We start from the raw sequence: 21,038 nt of genomic DNA, 5'->3' as shown, positions 1-21,038 counted from the left end.
GCCGCTCCGAAGCGAGACTAGTTACGCTTGCCCTCCACCGCATCCCAGAACAGGCTGGCGATGTCGGCGCCGCCGAAGCGCTTCACTTCGCGTATGCCGGTCGGTGAGGTCACGTTGATCTCGGTCATGTAGTCGCCGATGACGTCGATGCCGACGAGGATGAAGCCGCGCTCCCTCAGCCACGGGCCGATGCGGGCACAGATCTCGCGTTCGCGCTCTGTCAACTCGGTCTTTTCGGCGCGGCCGCCGACATGCATGTTGGAGCGCGAATCGTGCTCGGCCGGCACGCGGTTGATGGCGCCGACCGGCTCGCCGTCAATCAGGATGATGCGTTTGTCGCCGGCGCGCACCTCCTTGAGGTAGCGCTGCACGATGTAGGGTTCGCGGAACATCTGGCCGAACATTTCGAGCAGCGAGGCGAGGTTGCGGTCGGCCTCGTGCAGGTGGAAGATGCCGGCGCCGCCATTGCCGTAGAGCGGCTTGACGATGATGTCGCCAAACTCCTTGCGGAAGGCGGCGACTTCGAGCGGATCCTTGGTGATCAGCGTGTCCGGCATCAGGTCGGGAAATTCGGTGACGAAGATCTTTTCCGGGCTGTTGCGCACCCAGGCCGGGTCGTTGACCACCAGCGTCTTCGGATGGATGCGCTCGAGGATATGCGTGGTGGTGATGTAGTTCATGTCGAAGGGCGGATCCTGCCGCAAAAGGATGACGTCCATCTCCGAAAGATCGGTACGGATTTCTTCGCCCAGTGAATAATGGCTGCCCTTCTCGTCGCGGACCTGCATCGCCTCGATGCGGGCAAACACCTTGCCGTCGCGCAGCGACAGCCGGTCGGGCGTGTAGTGGAACAGCTGGTGGCCGCGCCGCTGCGCTTCCAGCGACAGCGCAAACGACGTGTCGCCGGCAATCGACACGGTGGAGATGTGGTCCATCTGGACGGCGACTTTCAGGGGCATGGCAGCTCTCCGGCGCACTTGCAGCGATCCACTTGGATGCACAAAGTACGCTCCAACACTTTTGAATCCATGCATCGTGCTGTCCGAAAATCGATTCCGATTTTCGCGCCGATGCATCGACGACAGCGATATAAGGAAATCGGCGGCTTCTGCCAATCGGCCAAGGTCATGATGAGGCTGCGCTTCGTTTGGCGCAGATCCCAATGCGATGTGCCGTCAGCGATCGAAGACCAGCTTGGAATAGCCGAGGAAGGACAGCGCCATGGCAATCAGCGAGGCGACCGCAAGGGCGATGAGCGGCGACACCGTCGGCAGCGCGAACAGGATGGCGCAATAGACGAGATAATTGACGACGCTGGTGGCAATGCCGACGCCGCCATAGCGTGCGCCCTCTTGCGCGATGCCGCGGCTGGAAGGCGAAAACGTCAGATGGCGGTTGATCAACCAGGTGACGGACAGGGCAAAACCGATCGAAATGATGCGAGCCGCGAATGGTCCGAGCGGCGCTATCGTCAGCACCAGCCAAAGCGCCGCCGCGTCGGCGACGAAGCCGATGCCGCCGGCGAAAATGAAGCGGGCGAGGCGTCCCATTCAGGCTCTAGGCCGCGCGCGGGGTCTTGCCCGGTCCGGCCTTCAAAGTCGCGAGGGCGCTTGCACGTTCACGTTCGACGCGACCGGAAGGCATCGACAGATAGAAGATGCGCTTCTGCTCGGCCCGGCCGCGCGACACCGAATCGAGGATTACCCCGGTCACCGCCGCCAGCATCGACAGCAGCAGCAGCCCGACCGACAGCACCCAGGTCGGCATGCGCGGCACAAGCCCGGTTTCGGCGAACTCGATCAGCACCGGCGCCATCAGGAACAGGCTCGATGCCAGGAAGAACACCGAAAAAGCGCCGAAGAAACGCAGCGGCTGTGTCTCCTTCATCAGCATGGCGAACATCCACAGGATCTTCGCGCCGTCGCGAAAGGTCGACAGCTTCGACGAGGAGCCTTCCGGCCGGCGGCCATAGTCGAGCCCGATCTCGCTCACCGGCAATTTGAGCTGCGAGGCGTGCACCGACATTTCGGTCTCGATCTCGAAACCGCCGGAAACGGCGGGAAAGCTCTTGACGAAGCGCCTGGTGAAGGCGCGGTACCCCGAGAAGATATCGGTAAAGTCCGAGCCGAACAGCCGCTTGTAGAGGCTGTTGAAGATGCGGTTGCCGAAGGCATGGCCAGTCCTGCCGGCATCGTCGGCGACGCCGCGCCTGGTGCCCACCACCATGTCGGAGCGCTCGGTCAGCAGCGCGTTGATCAGTTGCGGCGCGTCCTCCGGCGCATAGGTGCCGTCGCCGTCGGCCATCAGATAGATGTCGGCCTCGATGTCGGCGAACATGCGGCGCACGACATTGCCTTTGCCCTGGCGCGGCTCGCGCACCACGATGGCGCCGGCGGCGCGGGCTCGGAGCGCCGTCAGATCGCGCGAATTGTTGTCGTAGACATATATCGCGGCGGCAGGCAGCGTCTCGCGAAAGCGCCGCACCACTTCGCCGATCGTCAGCTCCTCATTGTAGCAAGGCAGGAGCACGGCGATGCTCGGCTCATGGCGCACTTCTTGTGGCATTTTCGTCTCCGGATGCCCTGTGAGGTCCCTGACCGCTCAAACGCCGGCCTCGCTCGGGGCGGCTTTACTATTTATTGAAGCTGTTAAGGCTAGGTTTAAACCGCCCCGTATTCCTTCCAAAGGTCCTGATATGAGCACAGCCGACGATGGCGCCTCCATTTGGAGGTCCGATATCGCGCTGGCGCTGCTTGCCACGCTGCTGGCGCTTGCCGTCAATGCCTTTGCCGGTTTCCCGGAACTGACCAATGCCGGCGGCGACAACGACAATCTGCTGCGCCTTGTCGAAGTTCGCGACATGCTGGCCGGCCAAAGCTGGTTCGATCTGCACCAGTACAGGATGGGCCTGGAAGGCGGCTTCGTCATGCACTGGTCGCGGCTGGTCGATGCGCCGATCGCCGCCATCACGGCCGTGTCGGCCCTGACCGGGAGCACGGTCTTTGCCGAGAATTTTGCGCAAGTGCTGTGGCCGGCGCTGCTCTTTTGCCTGACCGTGTTTTTCACCGCTCGCACCGCGCGCAGCTTTGCCGGTGACGGCGCCGTGCTGCCCGCTGTCGTCGTCGGCGCCGCCGCACTGCACTTCCTCGGCATTTTTTCGCCTGGCGCGCTCGATCACCACAATGTCCAGCTGATGCTGAGCATGGCCAGCCTGAGCCTTCTGCTTGAAGCGCCGTTGCGCAGGCCGGCGGCACTACTCTCCGGCCTGTGCGCCGGATTGATGCTGGCCGTCGGCATGGAAACCGCGCCTTATGTCGCCACCATCGGCGCCTCTGTCGCCACGCTGTTTGCCCTCGACGCCGATGGCGAGAGGCCGATTGCCAGGGATTTCGGCCTCGGCTTTGCCGGCGTGTCCGCTCTCGTCTTTGTCGCCACCATCGCACCGTCCGCCTGGGGTCAGGCGCAATGCGACGCCTTCTCGACCGTGCAGTTCGTCGTCGCAGCGATTGCCGGAACCGGCCTTGCGGCGATAGCGTCGGTCGAGCCCGCTGGCCGCACGCGCCAACGGCGCATCGCCTCGCTTGGCCTGCTTGCCCTGATATTGGCCGCAGTCGTCGTCTTTTTGTTCCCGCAATGCCTGGCAGCGCCCTATGCCAACCTCGATCCGCGCCTCAAGGAGCTATGGCTTGATCACATCGACGAGGCGCAATCGCTGTTCAAGCTTCTCGCTGAAGATCCGGCCGGGGTGGTGGCGCGCTATGCTACGCCGCTCATCGCGCTCGTGCTGATGGCGCTTCGCCTTGGCCGTGGCGGCTGGCGGCGGCAGGACAGCCTTGTCGGCACGCTGCTTGTCGTGGCCTTCATCGTCAGTGCCTGGCAGGTGCGCGGTTCGACATTCTCGATCGCCTTCGCCGTCATCCCGCTTGCTGCCTGGATTGCCAAATGGCGTCAACGGGCCGAGGCCAGCCCGTCGCGCGGCGTGGCGCTGCGCATGGCCGCCGTCTGGCTGGTTTCGGTGAATGCCGTCTGGACTGGGGCTGCCGCGGCGACCTCGGTCGCCTTCGAGGACAGCAATACCGCCGCCGATAATGGCGACGGCGCCGATGTCGCTTGCCAGCGCATGGCCTCCTTTGCGGCGCTTGGCCGCCTGCCCGGCACCACGGTGCTGGCAATTTCCAATCTCGGATCGCCGATCCTGGCCTATTCCGGACACCGCGTCTTCGCCGGGCCTTATCATCGCAACGTCGCCGGCAACCTGCTGGCGCTCGATGCCTTCCTTGGGTCCGATGCCGATGCCAGGACAATCCTGGCGGATCATCACGTCGGCCTCGTCGCATTGTGCCCCGGCAGCCCCGAAAGCAAGCTCCTCGCCGCCAAGGCGCCGGCAGGTTTTCTCGCCGGGTTGATGCGCGGCAGCGTACCGGAATGGCTTGAGCCGGTTGCCGGGACCAGCGGAGCCGCCGTCGAATTGTACCACGTCCGGCTGGGCGGCTGATCGATCGGGGGCGCGTGCGGCCTTTTGTCGGACATAAGTCCCGACTATCCACTCTTTCGCCCTTGCCCGCCCGACATGGCTGGATAGGATGCGCGCCGGTCAGACCGAGATCGTTGGACCGGGAGAGAATTCATGATGCCATCGGCACACTTTGCCGACCTCGAAGGCGCTTCGGTGCTGATCACCGGTGGCGGCTCCGGCATTGGAGCCGCCTTGACCGAGGGATTTATCCGCCAGGGGGCAAAGGTCGCCTTTATCGATATCGCCGACCGTCCGAGCCTGGCGCTGGCCGATCGGTTAGACAAGGAGCTCGGCCGGCGGCCGCTCTATCTCAAGACCGATATACGCGATATCGAGGCATTGCGGTTATCAGTTGCCAAAGCCGCCGAGGCGCATGGCGACGTGACCGTGCTGGTCAACAATGCCGCGCAGGATGACCGTCATGCCGTCGAAGACGTCACGGTCGAGTTCTGGGACAACAATCATGCCATCAACCTGCGCCCGCATTTCTTCAGCGCACAGGCGGTGGCGCCGGGCATGAAGCGGGCCGGTGGCGGCTCGATCATCAATTTCACCTCGACCTCGTTTCTCATCAACCATCCCGATATGCCGGCCTATACCGCCGCCAAGGCCGGCATCGTCGGCCTCACCAAGGGTCTTGCCGGCAAGCTCGGCGTCGACGGCATTCGCGTCAACGCAATCGCGCCCGGCTGGGTGATCACCGAGCGACAGAGAAAGCTCTGGGTCACCGAACAGGCGCTCGCCGCCCACGTCGCCAAGCAGTGCATCAAAGAGGTGATGCAGCCGGAAGACGTTGTCGGCACCGTGCTGTTCCTGGCGTCGGATGCTTCACGCATGCTGACCGCGCAGATGCTGATCGTCGACGGGGGGTTCCTGTGATCTCATCGAGCAAGGCCCCTTCTGTCGCGGCCGTCGACTGGGGCACCACCCGGATGAGGGTGTGGCTGCTCGACGGCGCCGGCAAGGTTCTCGCCGAGCGGCGCGGCGATGACGGGCTGATCACCGCCCAGGCTAAAGGATTTTCGTCCGTTCTCGAAGGGCATCTGGCTGCCATGGGTGCCCCCGAGGCGCTGCCGGTCATCATTTGCGGGATGGCCGGTTCGCGCCAGGGCTGGCTGGAGGCGCCCTATGTCAGCGTGCCGGCGCCGATCGGCGCTATCCTCGCCGGCGCTGCCCGCATCCCCGGCCAGCGCCGCGACATCCGCATCGTGCCCGGCCTTGCCCAACGCCTTGCCGATGCGCCTGACGTCATGCGCGGCGAGGAAACGCAGCTTGCCGGCGCCGGTTTGCCGGCACAGGGACGCCACCTCGTCTGCATGCCCGGCACCCATTCGAAATGGGTGCTGGTCGAGGACGGTTCCATTGCCGGCTTCGGCACCTGGCCGACCGGCGAGCTGTTTTCGGTGCTGGCTGCGCACTCGATCCTGCGCCATTCGCTGGGCGAGCCGCCGCAGCCGGTTGCCGCCGAAAGTCCGTTTTTCCGGGACTGGTGCCTGAAGGCGTTGGCCGAGGGCGGTGACATCGTTTCAAGACTGTTCTCGATCCGCGCCGCCAGCCTGTTGCAGGACCTGAAGCCCGAAGATGCCGCAGCCTCTCTGTCCGGCCTGCTGATCGGCGGCGAGATCGCTTCGGCAAATAGCCGCTATGGGGCAAGCGCCGTGCCCGTCGTGCTGATCGCATCGGGCGCACTCGGCAGGCTCTATGCCGAGGCGCTCGGCCTTGCCGGGCTCGCTTTCAGGGCGGTCGACGCCGATGAGGCGGTGCGTGCCGGCCTTGCCGAAGCCGCGCGCGAAAATGGCATGATCGCCAAAAATGGAGTTGCCGCATGACCGAAACCGCACCTTTTCCAAAGCTCAAGCGGGGTCTGGTCGCGATCCTGCGTGGCCTCAAGCCAAGCGAGGCGGTGGCGATCGGCCAGGCGATCTTCGGCGCCGGCATCGAAGCAATCGAGGTGCCGCTCAACTCGCCCGAGCCTTTTGTTTCCATCGCCAGTATTGTCGAAGCGCTTCCTCCGACGGCGCTGGTCGGCGCCGGCACGGTGCTCACCGCCGCCGATGTCGACGGTCTGCACAAGGCCGGCGGGCGGCTGCTGGTCAGCCCCAATATCGATGCCGAGGTCATGGGCCGTGCCATGCAGTACGGCATGGTGACGATGCCCGGCGTGTTCACGCCGACCGAGGCATTTCAAGCAATCCGGCTCGGCGCCTCGGCATTGAAATTCTTCCCGGCGAGCGTGCTTGGCGCGGCGGGCATTTCGGCGATGCGCGCGGTGCTGCCAGCCAGTGTGCTGGTCGGCGCCGTCGGCGGCGTTTCGGACAAGGACTTTGCCGGCTACAAAGCGGCCGGCGTCACCGTCTTCGGTCTTGGCTCCAGCCTGTTCAAGCCGGGCATGAGCATCGACGAAGTGGCAGCACGGGCGAAGGCTGCGGTCGTGGCCTGGGACGCGGCGTTTGGAGCGGCATGATGAGCGAGACCATCGTTTCGGTTTTTTCCGACCATGTCTGCCAACTCGGCGAGGGGCCAAGCTATGACCCTGCCACGGACACGCTCTATTGGTTCGACATCGTCAACGGCCAGCTCCTGGAACAGCGCTTGTCCGGCGGTGCGGTCAAAATCCACGAGCTCGGTCAGATGGCCAGCGCCATCGCCATCGTCGACGACCAACGCCAGCTGATCGCCACCGAGACCGGCCTGCATGTCCGCGATGTCGCGACCGGCAAGCTGACGCTGCACACGCCGATCGAGGCCGATAATACGGTCACCCGCTCGAACGATTCCCGCGTTCACCCTTGCGGCGCCCTCTGGGTCGGCACCATGGGTAAGGGCGAGGAGAAGGCCGCCGGTTCTATCTACTGGTTCTTCAAGGGCGAGCTGCGCCGGCTCTATGCGGATCTCACGGTGCCCAATTCGATCTGCTTTTCCGAAGATGGGACCATCGCCCATTATACCGACACCAGCACCGGGCTGTTGATGCGCGTCGGCTGCGATCCTGCGACCGGCCTGCCGGTTGGCGAACCGAAGGTCTTCGTCGATCACCGTTCGGCCAAGGGCTATATCGATGGTTCGGTGCTCGACCGCGACGGCATATTGTGGAACGCTTGCTGGGGCGGCAGCGTCGTCGAAGCCTATGGACCCGACGGCAAGCTTGTCCGTTCGGTGGCGATGCCGGCGACGCAGCCGTCCTGTCCGGCTTTTGTCGGCAGGAATGCCGACCGGATCGCGGTCACCTCCGCCTGGTCCGGCAAGAGCGAGAAGCAGCGCCTGCTCGACCCGCAAGCCGGCATGACGTTTATGCTCGACATTCCAGTCAATGGTCGCTTCGAGCCGCGCGTGCTGATTGGCTAGACCATGGTCCCGAACCTTTGGTTCGGAAAAGATCATGGTCAAACAAGAAGATGGTGCGCTTGCTGTCGTGCAGGCGTCCGATCAACGTCGGTTCCGCGCAAGCCGAATGCGTTCCCCGTGCGATGGTAGGCAATCGTGCTGCCAGGAGCCGTTCCACCCATGTCAAGCCGCAAGCCGAAGCTGATCCTTGTCTACGAGCCGGAAAAGGCCTGCTTCGATCGGCTGGTCGCCGATAACCACGTGCCGGAGCGTGCCGTCGAAATCGCCTCCTATCTGGCGCAATCGACCGACATCGCTGCTGAATTCGACGCACTTGCCGCCGCTTGCCAGAAGCGCGGCTTGTCGTTTGCGCCGGTGACACTCGACGCCGCCGCAAGCGTTCTCGCCGGCGAGGACCCGAAGACCACGCTCGTCTGGACACTGACCGACGGCATCGCCTATTTCCGCGGCGGCGCGGCACCAGCTCTGGCACGGCTGAACGGCCTGAAGGCGATCGGCGCCGACGATGCGCTTTTTGCGCTCTGTCAGGATAAGTTCCGTTCCGGCGCCGTGCTCGGCGCGCTTGGCTTGCCGGTGCCGCGGGCGGGCCTTGCCCGTGACGGAGCCTGGCTGGTCGCGCCGCCGGACTCGCCCGCCGGCTGGTTCGTCAAGCCGAACCGGCTCGGCGCCAAGATCGGCATCTGGCCGGATTCGCGCTGCCACGATCTCGGCCACGCGCTGGAGCTTAGCCGGCGCGTCTTCGCCGCCTATCGCGACGATGTCGTGGTCCAGCCCTATGTCGCCGGCCGCAACGCGCGCGCCAGTTTTCTCGGATTGAAGCCGGATACCGGCGCCGAGGCGATCGGCATCGCCCTTGTCGATTCGGGCAGCGATTTCCAGACCATGCAGGACAGCCTGGCGCTTTACGGCGATACCGGTGTAGCGGCGAAAGCCGCGGGAAATTACGCTGAGCCGTTGCTGCTTCCCGTTGGCGCCAGCCAGCCTCGAGCCGATGCAAGAATTCGTCGCATCGCCGAAAGCCTGATGGTCGGGCTTGGCCTGCGGGATGTGTTTTCCATCGACTTCCGGGTCGAAGCCGACGACAGCGTGCACCTCATCGAGTTCGAGGTCTGCCCCGGCCTGCCCTGCTTCGATTTCCGCGATTACTGTCGCCAGCAATGGGGCCTGAGCCTCGCCAATGCGATGGCCGAGACCGCGATGAACCGACTTCGCGCCTAAATCCCCTCGACCAGCACGATTTCACCATCAGCCACCTTCTGGCGGATCGCGACCGCGCGCTGGTATTCGGGCGAGTGGTAGCAGTCATGCGCCGCCGCAAGCGACGGAAACTCGATGATCACATTGCGGTCGCGGCCCGGCCCCTCGGCCTTCTCATGCGCGCCGCCGCGCGCCAGGAACTTGGCGCCGAAGCGGTCGAAGGCCAGCTTGGCGGCTGCGACATAGTCCTTGTAGCCTTCCGCATCGCGCACGTCGACGCGAGCGATCCAGTATCCCTTGGGCATCGGTTTCTCCTGGTTTTTGGTCCTTATGCCGAGCGCATTTCATCGAGGATGGCTTCAGCTGCCGCCCGCCGGTCGGCCGCGCCGACGATCGGCCGGCCGACCACGAGGTGGCTGGAGCCGTTGCGGATCGCCTGCGCCGGCGTCACCACCCGCTTCTGGTCGCCATGGTCGCTGCCCGTGGGCCGGATCCCCGGCGTCACGACGGCCAGGTCGGGGCCGACGATGCGGCGCACCGCCTCCGCTTCCTCGGCCGAGCAGACGATGCCGCCCATGCCGGCATGTAGCGCCTGCTCGGAGCGCCTCAGCACCAGCGTATGCGGATCATATTCATAGCCGGCGTCGATCACGTCCTGCTCGTCCATCGAGGTCAGCACGGTGACCCCGAGCAGGCAAAGGTCGCTGCCCTTCGCAGCCTCGACCGCCGCCTTCATCGTCTTCGGATAGGCATGGATGGTCAGCATGCTCATGCCCATCCTGACGATGTTGTCGACCCCCTTGGCCACCGTGTTATCGATGTCGAGCAGCTTCATGTCGAGAAAGATCCTGGTGCCGCCGCTGGCCAGCTCGCGGGCGAAGTCGAGCCCGCCGGCAAAGGCGAGCTGGTAACCGATCTTGTAGAAGGAGACGATCCCGTCGAGCTCGCGCACCGCTTTCTCGGCTTCCTTCAGCGTCGGCAGGTCGAGGCCGACGATCAGCCTTTCCTGCATTGTGTCGGCATGCGCGGCGTCCGGGATCATGCCTCGATCCGCGTCGACAGCATGCGCGAGGTTTCGATCAGCGTTCGGCATAGGTGCTCCATCGATTGGCGTAGTCTCTCGTCCCTGAAGTTGCCCTCGTCGTCGAAGGCGTTGCCGCCCTCCGGCACCGAGCATTCCGGTGTCACCACCTCCATCCGGCAGCGCACCAGAACGGCGCGCAGATGGTTGATGCAGCGTATCCCGCCGAAGGGTCCGTTGGAAGACGAGCAGAGGCCGGCAACCTTGCCGGCAAGCGGCCTGAACGTCCGGCCGCCATCCTTGCGCAGCTGGCTTACCCAGTCGATGGTGTTCTTGAGCAGCGGTGGAATGGAGCCGTTATATTCGGGCGTCGCGATCAGCAGCCCGTCATGGGCGGCGATCATCCGGCCGAGCTTGACGGCGTCTTCGGGAATGCCTTCTTCCTTTTCCAGATCCTGGTCGAGGATCGGCAACGGATAGTCGGCGAGCGAGATGCGGGTCACCTCCGCGCCCTGCATGGCAAGTTCCTTCTGCGCAACGTCGGCGGTCCTGGCGCTATAGGCGCCGCTGCGCACCGAACCGGCGACGACGAGAATTTTCGGGATCACAGCCATGGGGTCTGCCTTGTCACCCGATGGGTATAAGACAAGTGCTATTCAAAACCCAACGCTGCAATTCAGGCGGCCCCGCGTCGGTAGATCCAAAGCTGCGTCGGCGGAATGTTGCGGATGACGAAATGGAAATGCTCGACCGTATAGTCGCCGCGGCCCGGCGGGATCGGCGACAGCGGCCCGTAAGTCAGCTGCACGATCGGCCGGCCCGCCGGGATGCGGTCGAGCAGGCTCTCGACATAGGCGATGCGCTGGGCGACCGGGAAGTTGAGCAGCGGCACGCCCGATATCACCGAATCGAAGACCAGATCGCGCTTGTCACCGAGCGTCGCGTCGAGATTGAAGGCGTCGCCCTCGATGACGTTGACGCCTGGATAAAGCTGGCGCAGATGGCGCACGAAATCAGTGGAATATTCGACCGCGTAGAGATTTTCAGGCTTTATGCCCTGAGCGAGGATGGCGCGCGTGATGACGCCTGTGCCAGGCCCGACCTCGAGCACCGGCAGGCCGGATTTCGGATTGACGATCGAGGCCATCTTGCGCGCGGTGATGGAACTGGTCGGGACGATCGAACCGACCGCCTTCGGCTTGTCGATCCAGCCCTTGAAGAACTTCAGTTCGTCGTCGAACTTTTCCGCCAGCGTCTTTCGCAGTCCGGGACTACGCGTCATCGAAAGTCCTCCTCAACGCTCCCTCGCATGCTACTTAGCAGCTACGAGGTGCAAGACAAGGCGAATCCCCGGATAAGGTGTTGATGACGCTCGGGAAGCGTTTCCAGGGATCAGCTTCAATGCTCGCCGAACGTTTCGAAAAAGTCCTTCATGCGGGCGAAAAATCCGCTCGACTGGGGCGAATTGTCCTTTGAGGAAAGCTGCTCGAATTCCTCCAGCAATTCGCGCTGGCGGCGCGAAAGGTTCTGCGGCGTCTCGACCACGGTCTGGATGTAGAGGTCGCCGATATTGGGCTGGCGCAGCACCGGCATGCCCTTGCCCTTGAGGCGGAACTGGCGGCCGTTCTGGGTGCCTTCCGGCACCTTCACCTTCGTCTGGGTGCCGTCCAATGTCGTCACCTCGAACGAGCCGCCAAGTGCTGCCGTCGTCATCGAGATCGGCACCTTGCAATAAAGATCGGCGCCGTCGCGCTGGAAGAACTCGTGCGGCTTGACCGCGAGGAAGATGTAGAGATCGCCCGATGGGCCGCCGCGCAGGCCGGCCTCGCCCTCATTGGCAAGCCGGATGCGGGTGCCGTCCTCGATCCCGGCAGGGATGTTGACCGACAGCGAGCGCTCCTCGGTGACGCGGCCCTGGCCGGCGCATTTCGGACATGGATCCTTGATGGTCTGGCCGCGCCCCTGGCATTGCGGGCAGGTGCGCTCGATCGAGAAGAACCCTTGCGTGGCGCGCACCTTGCCGTGGCCGTTGCACATCGAGCAGGTGACGGGCTGGGTGCCGGGCTTGGCGCCGCTGCCCGAGCATTCCGAGCAGGAGATCGATGCCGGCACGCGGATCTGCGCGGTCTTGCCGGAAAATGCCTCTTCCAGCGTGATTTCCATATTATAGCGCAGGTCGGCGCCGCGCTCGCGACCGCCGGACGAGCGACGCTGGCGCCCGCCCATCATGTCGCCGAAAATGTCCTCGAAAATGTCGGCGAAGCCGCCGGCGCCAAAGCCTTGCGCCCCGCCATTCATGCCGCCGTGCTCGAAGGCGGCGTGGCCGAAGCGATCGTAGGCGGCGCGCTTCTGCGGGTCCTTCAGCGTTTCGTAGGCTTCGTTGATTTCCTTGAATTTGTGCTCGCAGGCATGGTCGCCTGGGTTGCGGTCGGGATGGAACTGCATGGCCAGCTTGCGGAAAGCGCTCTTGAGCTCCTTCTCGTCGGCGCCTTTTTGCACGCCCAGCGTTTCGTAAAAATCAGCTTTCATGTTTTCCCGCAGTCCGGATAGTCAACGTCTTGAAGTATCGTTGCGTCGTTTGCCGGCACGCTGTTCCGATTTAGGTGTGATGGAGTCGGGATGCCAGTGTCTACGAGGCTTTGTCCGCATTTTTTCGGGTAGCTCGGCGTTTTTCCGGCAAAGGGTTGCAAAAAAGCCCGGCTGTGCGCCGGGCTTTTTGCTTACCTGTACCGTCAGGCGGTTCAGGCCGACTTCTTCTTCTCGTCGTCTTCGTCGATTTCCTCGAAATCGGCATCGACCACATCGCTGTCCTTGGCGGCATCAGCCTTGGCGTCGGCCTCGGCGGCTTCCTTCTGCGAAGCCTCGTACATCGCCTGGCCGAGCTTCATCGAGACTTCGGCGAGCGTCTGCGTCTTGGCCTCGATCTCGGTCACATCATCGCCTTCGGCAGCGGTCTTCAACGCCGCGATCGCATCGGCAATCGCCGTGCGGTCGGTCTCCGAGACCTTATCGCCATAGTCCTTCAGCGACTTCTCCGAGGAATGCACCAGAGCCTCGGCCTGGTTGCGGGCCTCGACCAGTGCGCGACGTTTCTTGTCGACTTCGGCATTGGCCTCGGCATCCTTGACCATCTTCTCGATGTCAGCGTCCGAAAGGCCGCCAGACGCCTGGATGCGGATCTGGTGCTCCTTGCCGGTGCCCTTATCCTTGGCCGAAACGTTGACGATGCCGTTCGCGTCGATGTCGAACGTGACCTCGATCTGCGGCACGCCACGCGGCGCAGGCGGGATGCCGACCAGGTCGAACTGGCCGAGCGCCTTGTTGTCGGCGGCCATTTCACGCTCACCCTGGAAGACGCGGATGGTCACCGCCGACTGCGAATCCTCAGCCGTCGAGAACACCTGGCTCTTCTTCGTCGGAATCGTCGTGTTGCGCTCGATCAGCCGCGTGAATACGCCGCCCAGCGTCTCGATGCCGAGCGACAGCGGCGTCACGTCGAGCAACAGCACGTCCTTGACGTCGCCCTGCAGCACGCCGGCCTGGATGGCAGCGCCAAGTGCGACGACCTCATCCGGGTTGACGCCCTTGTGCGGTTCCTTGCCGAAGAACTGCTTCACGATCTCCTGTATCTTGGGCATACGGGTCATGCCGCCGACCAGAACGACCTCGTCGATCTCAGCGGCCTTGAGGCCGGCATCCTTGAGCGCCGCCTTGCAGGGCTCGATGGTGCGCTGGACGAGATCTTCGACAAGGCTCTCGAACTTCGCACGCGTCAGCTTTAGCGTCAGGTGCTTAGGGCCGCTGGCATCGGCGGTGATGAAGGGCAGGTTGATCTCGGTCTGCGTGGTGGACGACAGCTCGATCTTGGCCTTTTCAGCCGCTTCCTTGAGGCGCTGCAGGGCGAGCTTGTCGTTCCGCAGGTCGATACCCTGTTCCTTCTTGAACTCGGCCGCCAGATATTCGACCAAACGCATGTCGAAATCCTCGCCGCCGAGGAAGGTGTCGCCATTGGTCGACTTCACTTCGAACACGCCGTCGCCGATTTCGAGCACCGAAATGTCGAACGTGCCGCCGCCAAGGTCATAGACGGCAATCGTCTTGCCTTCCTTCTTGTCCAAGCCATAGGCAAGTGCTGCCGCCGTCGGCTCGTTGATGATGCGCAGCACTTCCAGGCCGGCGATCTTGCCTGCATCCTTGGTGGCTTGGCGCTGGGCGTCGTTGAAATAGGCCGGAACGGTAATGACCGCCTTCTCGACCTTTTCGCCGAGATAGGCTTCCGCCGTTTCCTTCATCTTCTGCAGGATCATCGCCGAGATCTGGCTGGGCGACTGGTTCTTGCCGCCGGCCTCGACCCAGGCATCGCCATTGTCGCCCTTGACGATCTTGTAGGGGACAAGCTTCTTGTCCTTCTCCGTCACCGGATCGTCATAGCGGCGGCCGATCAGGCGCTTGACCGCGAAAATGGTGTTTTCAGGATTGGTGACCGCCTGGCGCTTGGCCGGCTGGCCGACGAGGCGCTCGCCGTCGCTGTTGATGGCGACGATCGAAGGGGTCGTGCGCGCGCCTTCCGCATTCTCGATGACCTTGGATTCCTTGCCGTCCATGATGGCGACACAGGAGTTGGTTGTTCCCAGATCGATACCGATTACTTTTGCCATTTCTCTAATCTCTCCGCTAAGCAGGCTCTCAGGACCCGTACAGGCGTTCCGACGAAAGCCCCTGTTCACAAGAAATTCCGCTCCGGCAACCGGCATTCGGCGCTGGACGGCTTGGCGCGTATATAAGAACAGGCTGCGTGGCGCGCAAGCATTCTGCGCAAGGCGTTCACCATTCATCGCGGTTGATCGGATTCGGGACCGGCAGGCCCGTATTTTCCGGCCGTGATCCAGCCGGCCCGGCCCCGGTCCATGAACCTTTCCGCCTCACCTCGCGACTGACGCTCAGGTGCCGCGTGGTGCGGCCCCGGAAAGGAAAGCCCCATGACCACAGATCCAGAGGCTCGATGGTCTCCGGGAACAGCAGGAACTCAGCGCGACAGTCGCCTTCGGGACCGGGTCGATGCGCTGGGCTTTCCGCTGGTTCCGTTGACCCTGCGCGGACGCCGGCGTATCATGACGGTGAGGAAAGCAGACAATTCGATCAGGGATGAACGTGCCGGAACGCCGCGCCTTGCCCTGATTTGCGCGCCGAGACCGGATGTTTCTCCCATGACCTGTGGGGGGAGATCCATGTCTTGCGACCATGGCGCGTCCGTGCGCTCTCGTGCCGGCCATTTGCGCCGCGCAATCCAGGCTGCCAGCGGATTATCGGCCTTGGCACTCGCCGCTGGGCTCTGGCTCGGCGGCTCGGCACAGGCCCAGGAAACCCAGATCATCTATCCCGGCTCGATGGCAGTGACCGGATTCTCTGGCACCATCATCCCCAATTTCGAGGAAGGCCTGCCGCCGGGCGTCGATCCGGTCGACGAGACCTTCATCGACACGGCGCGCGCAACCTTGCGCGTCTTCGACGTTTCAAGGCTGGGCGGGCCGGCGTCTGGCCAATTGGTCTTCACCCCGCCACCCTTCGAGGTCACGGCCGAGCAAATCGGCCAGGTGTTCGGCATCACTTATGACGACGGCGTGCGCGACGGCGTTCCCTCGGCCATTCCAAACCTCTATGCCGGCGCCACCTCGCTGCACGGCATCCGCATCGTCACACCAGACGGCGATGCCGACGGCCGGCCGGAGCGGCAGCGCCGCGGCACGGCTGACGCGGTCTTCATGGACGGCCAGTTCGGCACCGAAAACGGCGGCGGCCCCGGAACGATCTGGAAGATCGATGGCATCACCGGCGCCGTCTCGAAATTCGCCGATATCGACGCCAATAGCGGTCCCGGCATCGGCGACGTCACTTTCGACAATATCCACCGCCAGTTCTTCGCCAGCGATCTCGACACCGGCCTTATCCACCGCATCGACGCCAATGGCGCGCTAGTCGACACGTTCGACCACGGCGTCGCCGGCCGCCCGGCGCACGGGCTGCCCCCAGTCGCCGACGACGGCTCGGTGATGGACATCCAGGGTGCTGCCTTCGACAGCGAGGACCCCGATAGCTGGGGCTACACACAGGACGAGCGCCGCGTCTGGTCGGTCGCCTATCGTGGCGGCCGGCTCTATTACTCGGTCGGGGAAAAGGCGGAGATCTGGTCGGTGGGCATTGCCGGCGACGGCAGCTTCGGCGACCCGCGCTGGGAGCTGGCCGTCAAGGCCGACAAGGATTACGCGGTCACCGACATCGCCTTTGACAACAAGGGCTTCATGTATCTGGCTCAGCGCGGCCCGGTGGAAAACCGCTACGACTACAGCCAGTTCGCCGATTCCGGCAAGGGTGAGGTCATCCGCTACTGGCGCGAAAATCCGGACGATCCGGCAACGGAATCGGTCTGGGTGGAAGTGCCGCAGGAATATGCGGTCGGCTTCCCGCAAGACAACCGGCAGTCGGCCGGCGGCCTCGACCTGCAATATGGCTACGATTCCGAAGGCAATCTCGATACCGGCATCTGCACCGACACGCTGGTCGATACCGGCGACAAGTTGCGCGACAACCCGGCGCTCGCCGAACAGCTCGCAGCCGGGGGGCCGCTTGCCGTGCACGGCGTGCAGATCACGCCGACGGCGCTGGTCAGGCCGGCCAACGTGCCGCCTTTCGGCTCGTGGTTCGTCGATTTCGACACTTATTTCGAAGACCCGGAAGTGGAAGGCCATGTCGGCGACGTCGAGGTCTGGCGCCCCTGCGAAGGCCGTGCCGGCTATTACGAGCAGGTGCCGGGCGGCTATCTGCCACCGTTCTATCCGCCGGACTTCCCGCCCCCCGGCAATCTGCCTCCTTGCCTTGATGTCGAGGATGTCGAGTATTTCTGCACGCCCTCCGGCCTCGAGGCCGATCTCTATCTTCATGACCATACCGGCTTCGGCGGCGATTCGATCAAGGCTCTGTCCAGGACGCCTGGCGTCGGGGTGACTTCGCCCCTGTCGCATGCGCCCGGCGCGCCATTCACGATCGGTATCACCGGCCATTATCCTGGCGACAGGGTCGATGTCGGGCTCTGCTTCTACAGGCAGTCCGACCGCGACAAGGGTGGCTACTACCCTTGCTGCAAGATGACCTTGCCGCTCAGAACCCCAGCCGTCAGCTGCGAACCGTGAGAAGGGGAAGATGAGCAATCTTGCACAGTCCCCGCTTGCGACGAGCAGCCAATCAACCGGCAAACAATCATTCGTCATGGAGACCATCATGAAACCCCTGTCACTCGCCAGGCGCGGCGCGCGCTGGCTGATGGCGGCCGGTATCGCGGTCGCCATGCTGAGCCCGCTGCAAGGCTTCGCTGAAGACCTTGCTCCGGCCAAGGCCAAGCCTGCCGATGCAGGCACTGTCATTCCAGATCCCAAGCTCGATTTCGACAATCCTCGCATCGTCAACCCGGAGCCGGGCCGGATCGTGCCCTTCTTCACCAAGAAAGGCGGCCAGAGAGGCTGCGACTATGTCGTATACTCGCTGAGCTTTGGCTTGCGCGGCAATCCGCAGGGTTTTGCCGGCCCGGGCCTCGCGGCCATGCTGAAAAAGGTCAGGCTCGACTTCAGGGACCAACTCCCGCACGGCCTGCGGATTGTCGGCGTGCATGTGACCGGCGACGGCGCCGACGCATCCGGCGGACCGCTGCCCGGCGCTGCGATCAGCAGCTCGGCTGGCCCGGACGATACGGCGACGGTGTCCGATTTCCGGATTTCCGCCAGCGACCTCGACGGCATCGGCGCTGCGAACGAGCGCGCCATCACCTTCCAGATCACCGCCAAGATCGACCATGCGGCGTTTCCGTCGCCGGCAATCGTCGATAACCAGGGGCTGATCAAGGTGAGCCGCGGCGACCGCGGTGCTGGCGTCGAAATTCCGTCGCAGGACCCGGGCAAGCCGGACGACGGCAACTATCTCACGGGTGCAAAGACGTCGATCAAGATCGACGTCACCGAGTGCAACCCACCGCCTCCACCTCCTGGCAATCGTGAATGCTTCAAGGTGGAGCGAGGCACGGTCGATTGCGTGCCCGGCGGCGGCGCCTTCATCTACCATATGCCGGTCGGCCCAGAGATGGCTGGCAAATGGGTGCAGCTTTCGACGACGACACCCGGCATCACAATCATTCCCGACACCCAATTGGTGCCGGCCGGCGGCGGTGTGCTCAACTGGAAGATCGTCGGTGCTTCACCCGGCGACGTTATCCACATCATCGTCACCGGTATCGAAACCTATGCCGGCCCGAAGGAGGGCTGGGGCCTGTGCTGCACGCAGACCGTCGACATCGTCATCCCGCGTGACCAGAGGTGCCCGCCGAAGGACAAGGAACCGGATCTGAAAGTCGAAAAGCGTGCCGACGTGCAACGTTGCACGATGGCGGGCGGCTGCGACTTCACCATCAGGGTCACCAATGTCGGCGATGCGCCCTACCACGGCAAGATCGTGCTCGACGAAGTCACCCTGCCGGCCGGCTCCACCCTCGATTCAGGGCCGAACCCGCCTTGGGTCTGCGCGCCTGGAATCACCCCGATGATTTGCACTCATCCGGTGACCACGCTCAATCCGGGCGCCTCAGTCGACCTCAAGCTTGGCTTCAAGCCGGCCGCAGGCTGGCAAGGCAGCGTTTTGCGCAACTGCGCCACCTACAATTACGGCGCCAGCGGCAAGCCGCTTTTCGGCAGCCAGCTAAACGACCGCGGCTGTGCGTCGATCCCGGTCTGCCGCCGTGGCGATCGTGACCGCGACTGCCGGCCACCGGTGGAGAAGAAGGTCGACCTGATCCTGAAGAAGCGCGCCCGCACCGAATTCTGTTCGGCCGATGGCGTCTGCACCTTCGTGATCGACATCATCAACAATGGCAGCGTCCCCTACAATGGGCCGCTGACGGTCGTCGATAGCTATCCGGGCGGCGCGCCGGCATCCTCGACCTTCGGCCCGACGCCGCCATGGACGTGCGGACCGAACGGTTCCGGCAAGTTCCGCTGCGACAATCCCGGCATCGCGCTTATGCCGGGCGCCTCGACGCCGATCTTCGTCAGGGCGGTGATGCCGGCCAACTTCCGGCCCGATAGTGTCGAGAACTGCGCCGAGGTGAAGGCCATTCCCGGTGAGAACGAGATCACCAACAACAGGGCCTGCGCCAAGGAACGCATCCGTCATCCGAATGGCGGGCAGCCGGCCATGCGCATCACCAAGGTGTGCAATGGCTCGCTGGCCGGTGCTGCGGTCGTTTCCTGCCGCATTACCGTCATCAGCCTCGGCGCCACAGCCCCGACCGGTCCGGTGCGGGTCAACGATGCCGCGACGCTGATAGCCGGCGGAGCGCCGGTCCAGATCCAGAGCGTCACCCCAGACGGCGCGGAATGGGCTTGCGGACCGGTTCCGGCCAATGCGCTGTCGTGCCAGATTCCCGGCGCCGTTATGACGCCTGGAACCAGCCGCCATTTCGACGTGACGGTTGCTGCGAACGGCGAATTCGAGAACTGCGCACGCGGCTCCTACGGCCCGGCTCCGGGAGACGATATCGTCTATCCGATCGGCCAGGCCTGCGCCAAGGGCGGCGGTGCCTCGACCATCCGGGTCGAGAAGACCGGCGACGCCGAGTGCAAGCCCGGCCAGCCCTGCTCGTTCGAGATCACCATCACGAACGATGGGACGAGCGCCTTCTCCGGTCCGGTTCGCATCGGCGATGCGATCGGCGTCGAAGGCCTCGGCCGGCTGGAAGGCGTTGCGATCACCTCGATCGATCCGCCCTTCGGCTGCTCGCCGGAGCCGGCAACCTTGCCTCTGTCCTGCATCGCCCAACTGACGCTCGGCGCCGGGGAAAGCCATGTGCACAATGTGACCGTGATCATTCCCGACGATGGCCGTCTGACCAATCTGCAGGGCACTGTCAACGGCCAGAACTGCGTCGGCGTGCTGTCTCCGAACACGTCGGTGCAAGGCGGTGGCGACGTGTTGTCTCGTGGTGCCGCCAATGTGCAGGGCGATCGCGGCAAGGCCTATGCCTGCCATCCCTTCATCATCACGCATGAGGTGAAGAAGGAATGCTCGCAAGGCTTTGTCATGAACGACGCCGGCAACTGCGTCTGCCCGCCAGGCACGACCTTCCGTAACGGCCAATGCTCATCCGGCGGCGGCACGGTCATCGTGCCGAAGCCAAAACCTTGCGTTCTCCTCAAAGGCCAGATCCGTACCGAGGACGGACGCTGCGTCTGCCCGCGCGGGACCGAGCTGGAGAACGGCGCTTGCGTGGGCAACAAGCCGCAGCCCGAGCAATGCACCATTCGTGGTCAGATCCACAACGCCAACGGCGAGTGCGTCTGCCCGCGGGGCACGGAAGTCAGGGGTAATGTCTGCCGGCCAATCCAGCCAAAACCCGAACAGTGCACCATTCGGGGCCAGATCCATAACGCCGCTGGCGATTGCATCTGCCCGAGGGGCACGGAAGTCAGGGGCAATGCCTGCCGGCCAATTCGGCCGCAGCCCAAGCAGTGCACGATCCGTGGTCAGATCCACGACGCCAACGGCGATTGCGTCTGCCCCCGGGGCACGGAACTGCAGGGCAATGCCTGCAGGCGCAAGAAGCCGGTTGTGGTGGAGTGCCCGATACCTGGCCAGATCCACAACAAGCGCGGCGCCTGCGTCTGTCCGCGTGGGACAGAGCTGCGCGACGGCGCCTGCCGCAAACCACGGCTGGAATGCGCACCGGGCGCGCGGCCGATCAATGGCCAGTGCCAGCCGATCATCAAGCGGCGCTGCCCTATCGGAACGGTCGGACGATATCCGGACTGCGTCCCGGTCCGCAGGAAATCGACGCTTGAGCCGAACCTGCTGCTGAATCCGAATGTTCCTCAGCAGGTCGTGCCAAGGCGCAAGCCGCAGCCGGAGCAATAGGATACGGCG

General features: G+C 64.0%; 17 protein-coding genes. 8 read left to right on the top strand and 9 right to left on the bottom strand.

Features of this window, described 5'->3' with window-relative positions:
* Window positions 1-17: 17 nt before the first annotated feature.
* The 3 genes from gshB to NKH89_RS34235 form a co-directional block, all read right to left on the bottom strand.
* Window positions 18-959, bottom strand: coding sequence for a glutathione synthase (gene gshB, locus NKH89_RS34245; protein WP_352640352.1), 942 nt, complete (start codon window positions 957-959; stop codon window positions 18-20).
* A gap of 216 nt (window positions 960-1,175) precedes the next feature.
* Window positions 1,176-1,550, bottom strand: coding sequence for a GtrA family protein (locus NKH89_RS34240; protein ID WP_352495456.1), 375 nt, complete (start codon window positions 1,548-1,550; stop codon window positions 1,176-1,178).
* Window positions 1,551-1,557: 7 nt separating this feature from the next.
* On the bottom strand, window positions 1,558-2,565 hold the full coding sequence (locus NKH89_RS34235; RefSeq protein WP_352495457.1) for a glycosyltransferase: 1,008 nt from the start codon (window positions 2,563-2,565) through the stop codon (window positions 1,558-1,560).
* Window positions 2,566-2,695: 130 nt separating this feature from the next.
* On the opposite strand from NKH89_RS34235, the gene NKH89_RS34230 reads away from it, so the two are divergent.
* The 6 genes from NKH89_RS34230 (at window position 2,696) to NKH89_RS34205 (ending at window position 9,079) form a co-directional block, all read left to right on the top strand.
* A complete protein-coding gene (locus NKH89_RS34230) occupies window positions 2,696-4,495 on the top strand; it encodes a GtrA family protein (protein ID WP_352481399.1) in 1,800 nt (599 codons plus the stop codon).
* A gap of 132 nt (window positions 4,496-4,627) precedes the next feature.
* Window positions 4,628-5,395, top strand: a complete 768-nt coding sequence (locus NKH89_RS34225; protein ID WP_352789065.1) for an SDR family NAD(P)-dependent oxidoreductase — start codon at window positions 4,628-4,630, stop codon at window positions 5,393-5,395.
* Window positions 5,395-6,345, top strand: coding sequence for a 2-dehydro-3-deoxygalactonokinase (locus NKH89_RS34220; protein WP_031193988.1), 951 nt, complete (start codon window positions 5,395-5,397; stop codon window positions 6,343-6,345). Before NKH89_RS34225 ends, NKH89_RS34220 begins: the two co-directional genes overlap by 1 nt.
* On the top strand, window positions 6,342-6,980 hold the full coding sequence (locus NKH89_RS34215) for a 2-dehydro-3-deoxy-6-phosphogalactonate aldolase (protein WP_023718905.1): 639 nt from the start codon (window positions 6,342-6,344) through the stop codon (window positions 6,978-6,980). The genes NKH89_RS34220 and NKH89_RS34215 overlap by 4 nt, the downstream gene beginning before the upstream one ends.
* Entirely contained in the window at window positions 6,980-7,861 is an 882-nt protein-coding gene (locus NKH89_RS34210; protein WP_352481401.1) for an SMP-30/gluconolactonase/LRE family protein, read from the top strand. Before NKH89_RS34215 ends, NKH89_RS34210 begins: the two co-directional genes overlap by 1 nt.
* Window positions 7,862-8,020: 159 nt before the next feature.
* Window positions 8,021-9,079 (top strand): D-alanine--D-alanine ligase family protein, encoded by a 1,059-nt coding sequence (locus NKH89_RS34205; protein ID WP_352481402.1) that lies wholly within the window; start codon window positions 8,021-8,023, stop codon window positions 9,077-9,079.
* On the opposite strand, the gene NKH89_RS34200 is transcribed toward NKH89_RS34205, so the two are convergent.
* The 6 genes from NKH89_RS34200 to dnaK all read right to left on the bottom strand — a co-directional run bounded on the left by NKH89_RS34200 (window position 9,076) and on the right by dnaK (window position 14,737).
* Window positions 9,076-9,363 (bottom strand): DUF1330 domain-containing protein, encoded by a 288-nt coding sequence (locus tag NKH89_RS34200; RefSeq protein ID WP_023718908.1) that lies wholly within the window; start codon window positions 9,361-9,363, stop codon window positions 9,076-9,078. The genes NKH89_RS34205 and NKH89_RS34200 overlap by 4 nt on opposite strands.
* Window positions 9,364-9,386: 23 nt before the next feature.
* Window positions 9,387-10,100, bottom strand: a complete 714-nt coding sequence (gene pyrF, locus NKH89_RS34195) for an orotidine-5'-phosphate decarboxylase (RefSeq protein ID WP_023718909.1) — start codon at window positions 10,098-10,100, stop codon at window positions 9,387-9,389.
* Window positions 10,097-10,693, bottom strand: coding sequence for an NADPH-dependent FMN reductase (locus NKH89_RS34190; RefSeq protein WP_352495461.1), 597 nt, complete (start codon window positions 10,691-10,693; stop codon window positions 10,097-10,099). The genes pyrF and NKH89_RS34190 overlap by 4 nt, the downstream gene beginning before the upstream one ends.
* Before the next feature lie 62 nt (window positions 10,694-10,755).
* A complete protein-coding gene (gene pmtA / locus NKH89_RS34185) occupies window positions 10,756-11,361 on the bottom strand; it encodes a phospholipid N-methyltransferase PmtA (protein ID WP_352481404.1) in 606 nt (201 codons plus the stop codon).
* 116 nt (window positions 11,362-11,477) lie between these two features.
* Window positions 11,478-12,608, bottom strand: a complete 1,131-nt coding sequence (gene dnaJ, locus NKH89_RS34180; protein ID WP_023679852.1) for a molecular chaperone DnaJ — start codon at window positions 12,606-12,608, stop codon at window positions 11,478-11,480.
* Between the two features lie 212 nt (window positions 12,609-12,820).
* A complete protein-coding gene (gene dnaK / locus NKH89_RS34175) occupies window positions 12,821-14,737 on the bottom strand; it encodes a molecular chaperone DnaK (protein ID WP_023718912.1) in 1,917 nt (638 codons plus the stop codon).
* A gap of 321 nt (window positions 14,738-15,058) precedes the next feature.
* Between dnaK and NKH89_RS34170 the strand changes: the two genes are divergently transcribed.
* Together NKH89_RS34170 and NKH89_RS34165 are read left to right on the top strand one after the other, a co-directional pair.
* Complete coding sequence (locus tag NKH89_RS34170; RefSeq protein ID WP_502896985.1) at window positions 15,059-17,266, top strand: hypothetical protein; 2,208 nt, start codon at window positions 15,059-15,061, stop codon at window positions 17,264-17,266.
* A 10-nt stretch (window positions 17,267-17,276) separates the two neighbouring features.
* Window positions 17,277-21,029 (top strand): DUF7929 domain-containing protein, encoded by a 3,753-nt coding sequence (locus tag NKH89_RS34165; protein ID WP_352911720.1) that lies wholly within the window; start codon window positions 17,277-17,279, stop codon window positions 21,027-21,029.
* The last annotated feature ends 9 nt before the right edge of the window (window positions 21,030-21,038 follow it).

This window comes from Mesorhizobium sp. M0923 (assembly GCF_040319365.1).
Taxonomy (GTDB): Bacteria; Pseudomonadota; Alphaproteobacteria; order Rhizobiales; family Rhizobiaceae; genus Mesorhizobium.
This window is presented reverse-complemented; position numbering and strand designations above follow the sequence as displayed.

Coding starts and splice junctions, on each gene's coding strand:
- gshB (WP_352640352.1), bottom strand. CDS start 959: ATGCCCCTGAAAGTCGCCGTCCAGATGGACCACATCTCCACCGTGTCG.
- NKH89_RS34240 (WP_352495456.1), bottom strand. CDS start 1,550: ATGGGACGCCTCGCCCGCTTCATTTTCGCCGGCGGCATCGGCTTCGTC.
- NKH89_RS34235 (WP_352495457.1), bottom strand. CDS start 2,565: ATGCCACAAGAAGTGCGCCATGAGCCGAGCATCGCCGTGCTCCTGCCT.
- NKH89_RS34230 (WP_352481399.1), top strand. CDS start 2,696: ATGAGCACAGCCGACGATGGCGCCTCCATTTGGAGGTCCGATATCGCG.
- NKH89_RS34225 (WP_352789065.1), top strand. CDS start 4,628: ATGATGCCATCGGCACACTTTGCCGACCTCGAAGGCGCTTCGGTGCTG.
- NKH89_RS34215 (WP_023718905.1), top strand. CDS start 6,342: ATGACCGAAACCGCACCTTTTCCAAAGCTCAAGCGGGGTCTGGTCGCG.
- NKH89_RS34210 (WP_352481401.1), top strand. CDS start 6,980: ATGAGCGAGACCATCGTTTCGGTTTTTTCCGACCATGTCTGCCAACTC.
- NKH89_RS34205 (WP_352481402.1), top strand. CDS start 8,021: ATGTCAAGCCGCAAGCCGAAGCTGATCCTTGTCTACGAGCCGGAAAAG.
- NKH89_RS34200 (WP_023718908.1), bottom strand. CDS start 9,363: ATGCCCAAGGGATACTGGATCGCTCGCGTCGACGTGCGCGATGCGGAA.
- pyrF (WP_023718909.1), bottom strand. CDS start 10,100: ATGATCCCGGACGCCGCGCATGCCGACACAATGCAGGAAAGGCTGATC.
- NKH89_RS34190 (WP_352495461.1), bottom strand. CDS start 10,693: ATGGCTGTGATCCCGAAAATTCTCGTCGTCGCCGGTTCGGTGCGCAGC.
- pmtA (WP_352481404.1), bottom strand. CDS start 11,361: ATGACGCGTAGTCCCGGACTGCGAAAGACGCTGGCGGAAAAGTTCGAC.
- dnaJ (WP_023679852.1), bottom strand. CDS start 12,608: ATGAAAGCTGATTTTTACGAAACGCTGGGCGTGCAAAAAGGCGCCGAC.
- dnaK (WP_023718912.1), bottom strand. CDS start 14,737: ATGGCAAAAGTAATCGGTATCGATCTGGGAACAACCAACTCCTGTGTC.
- NKH89_RS34170 (WP_502896985.1), top strand. CDS start 15,059: ATGACCACAGATCCAGAGGCTCGATGGTCTCCGGGAACAGCAGGAACT.
- NKH89_RS34165 (WP_352911720.1), top strand. CDS start 17,277: ATGAGCAATCTTGCACAGTCCCCGCTTGCGACGAGCAGCCAATCAACC.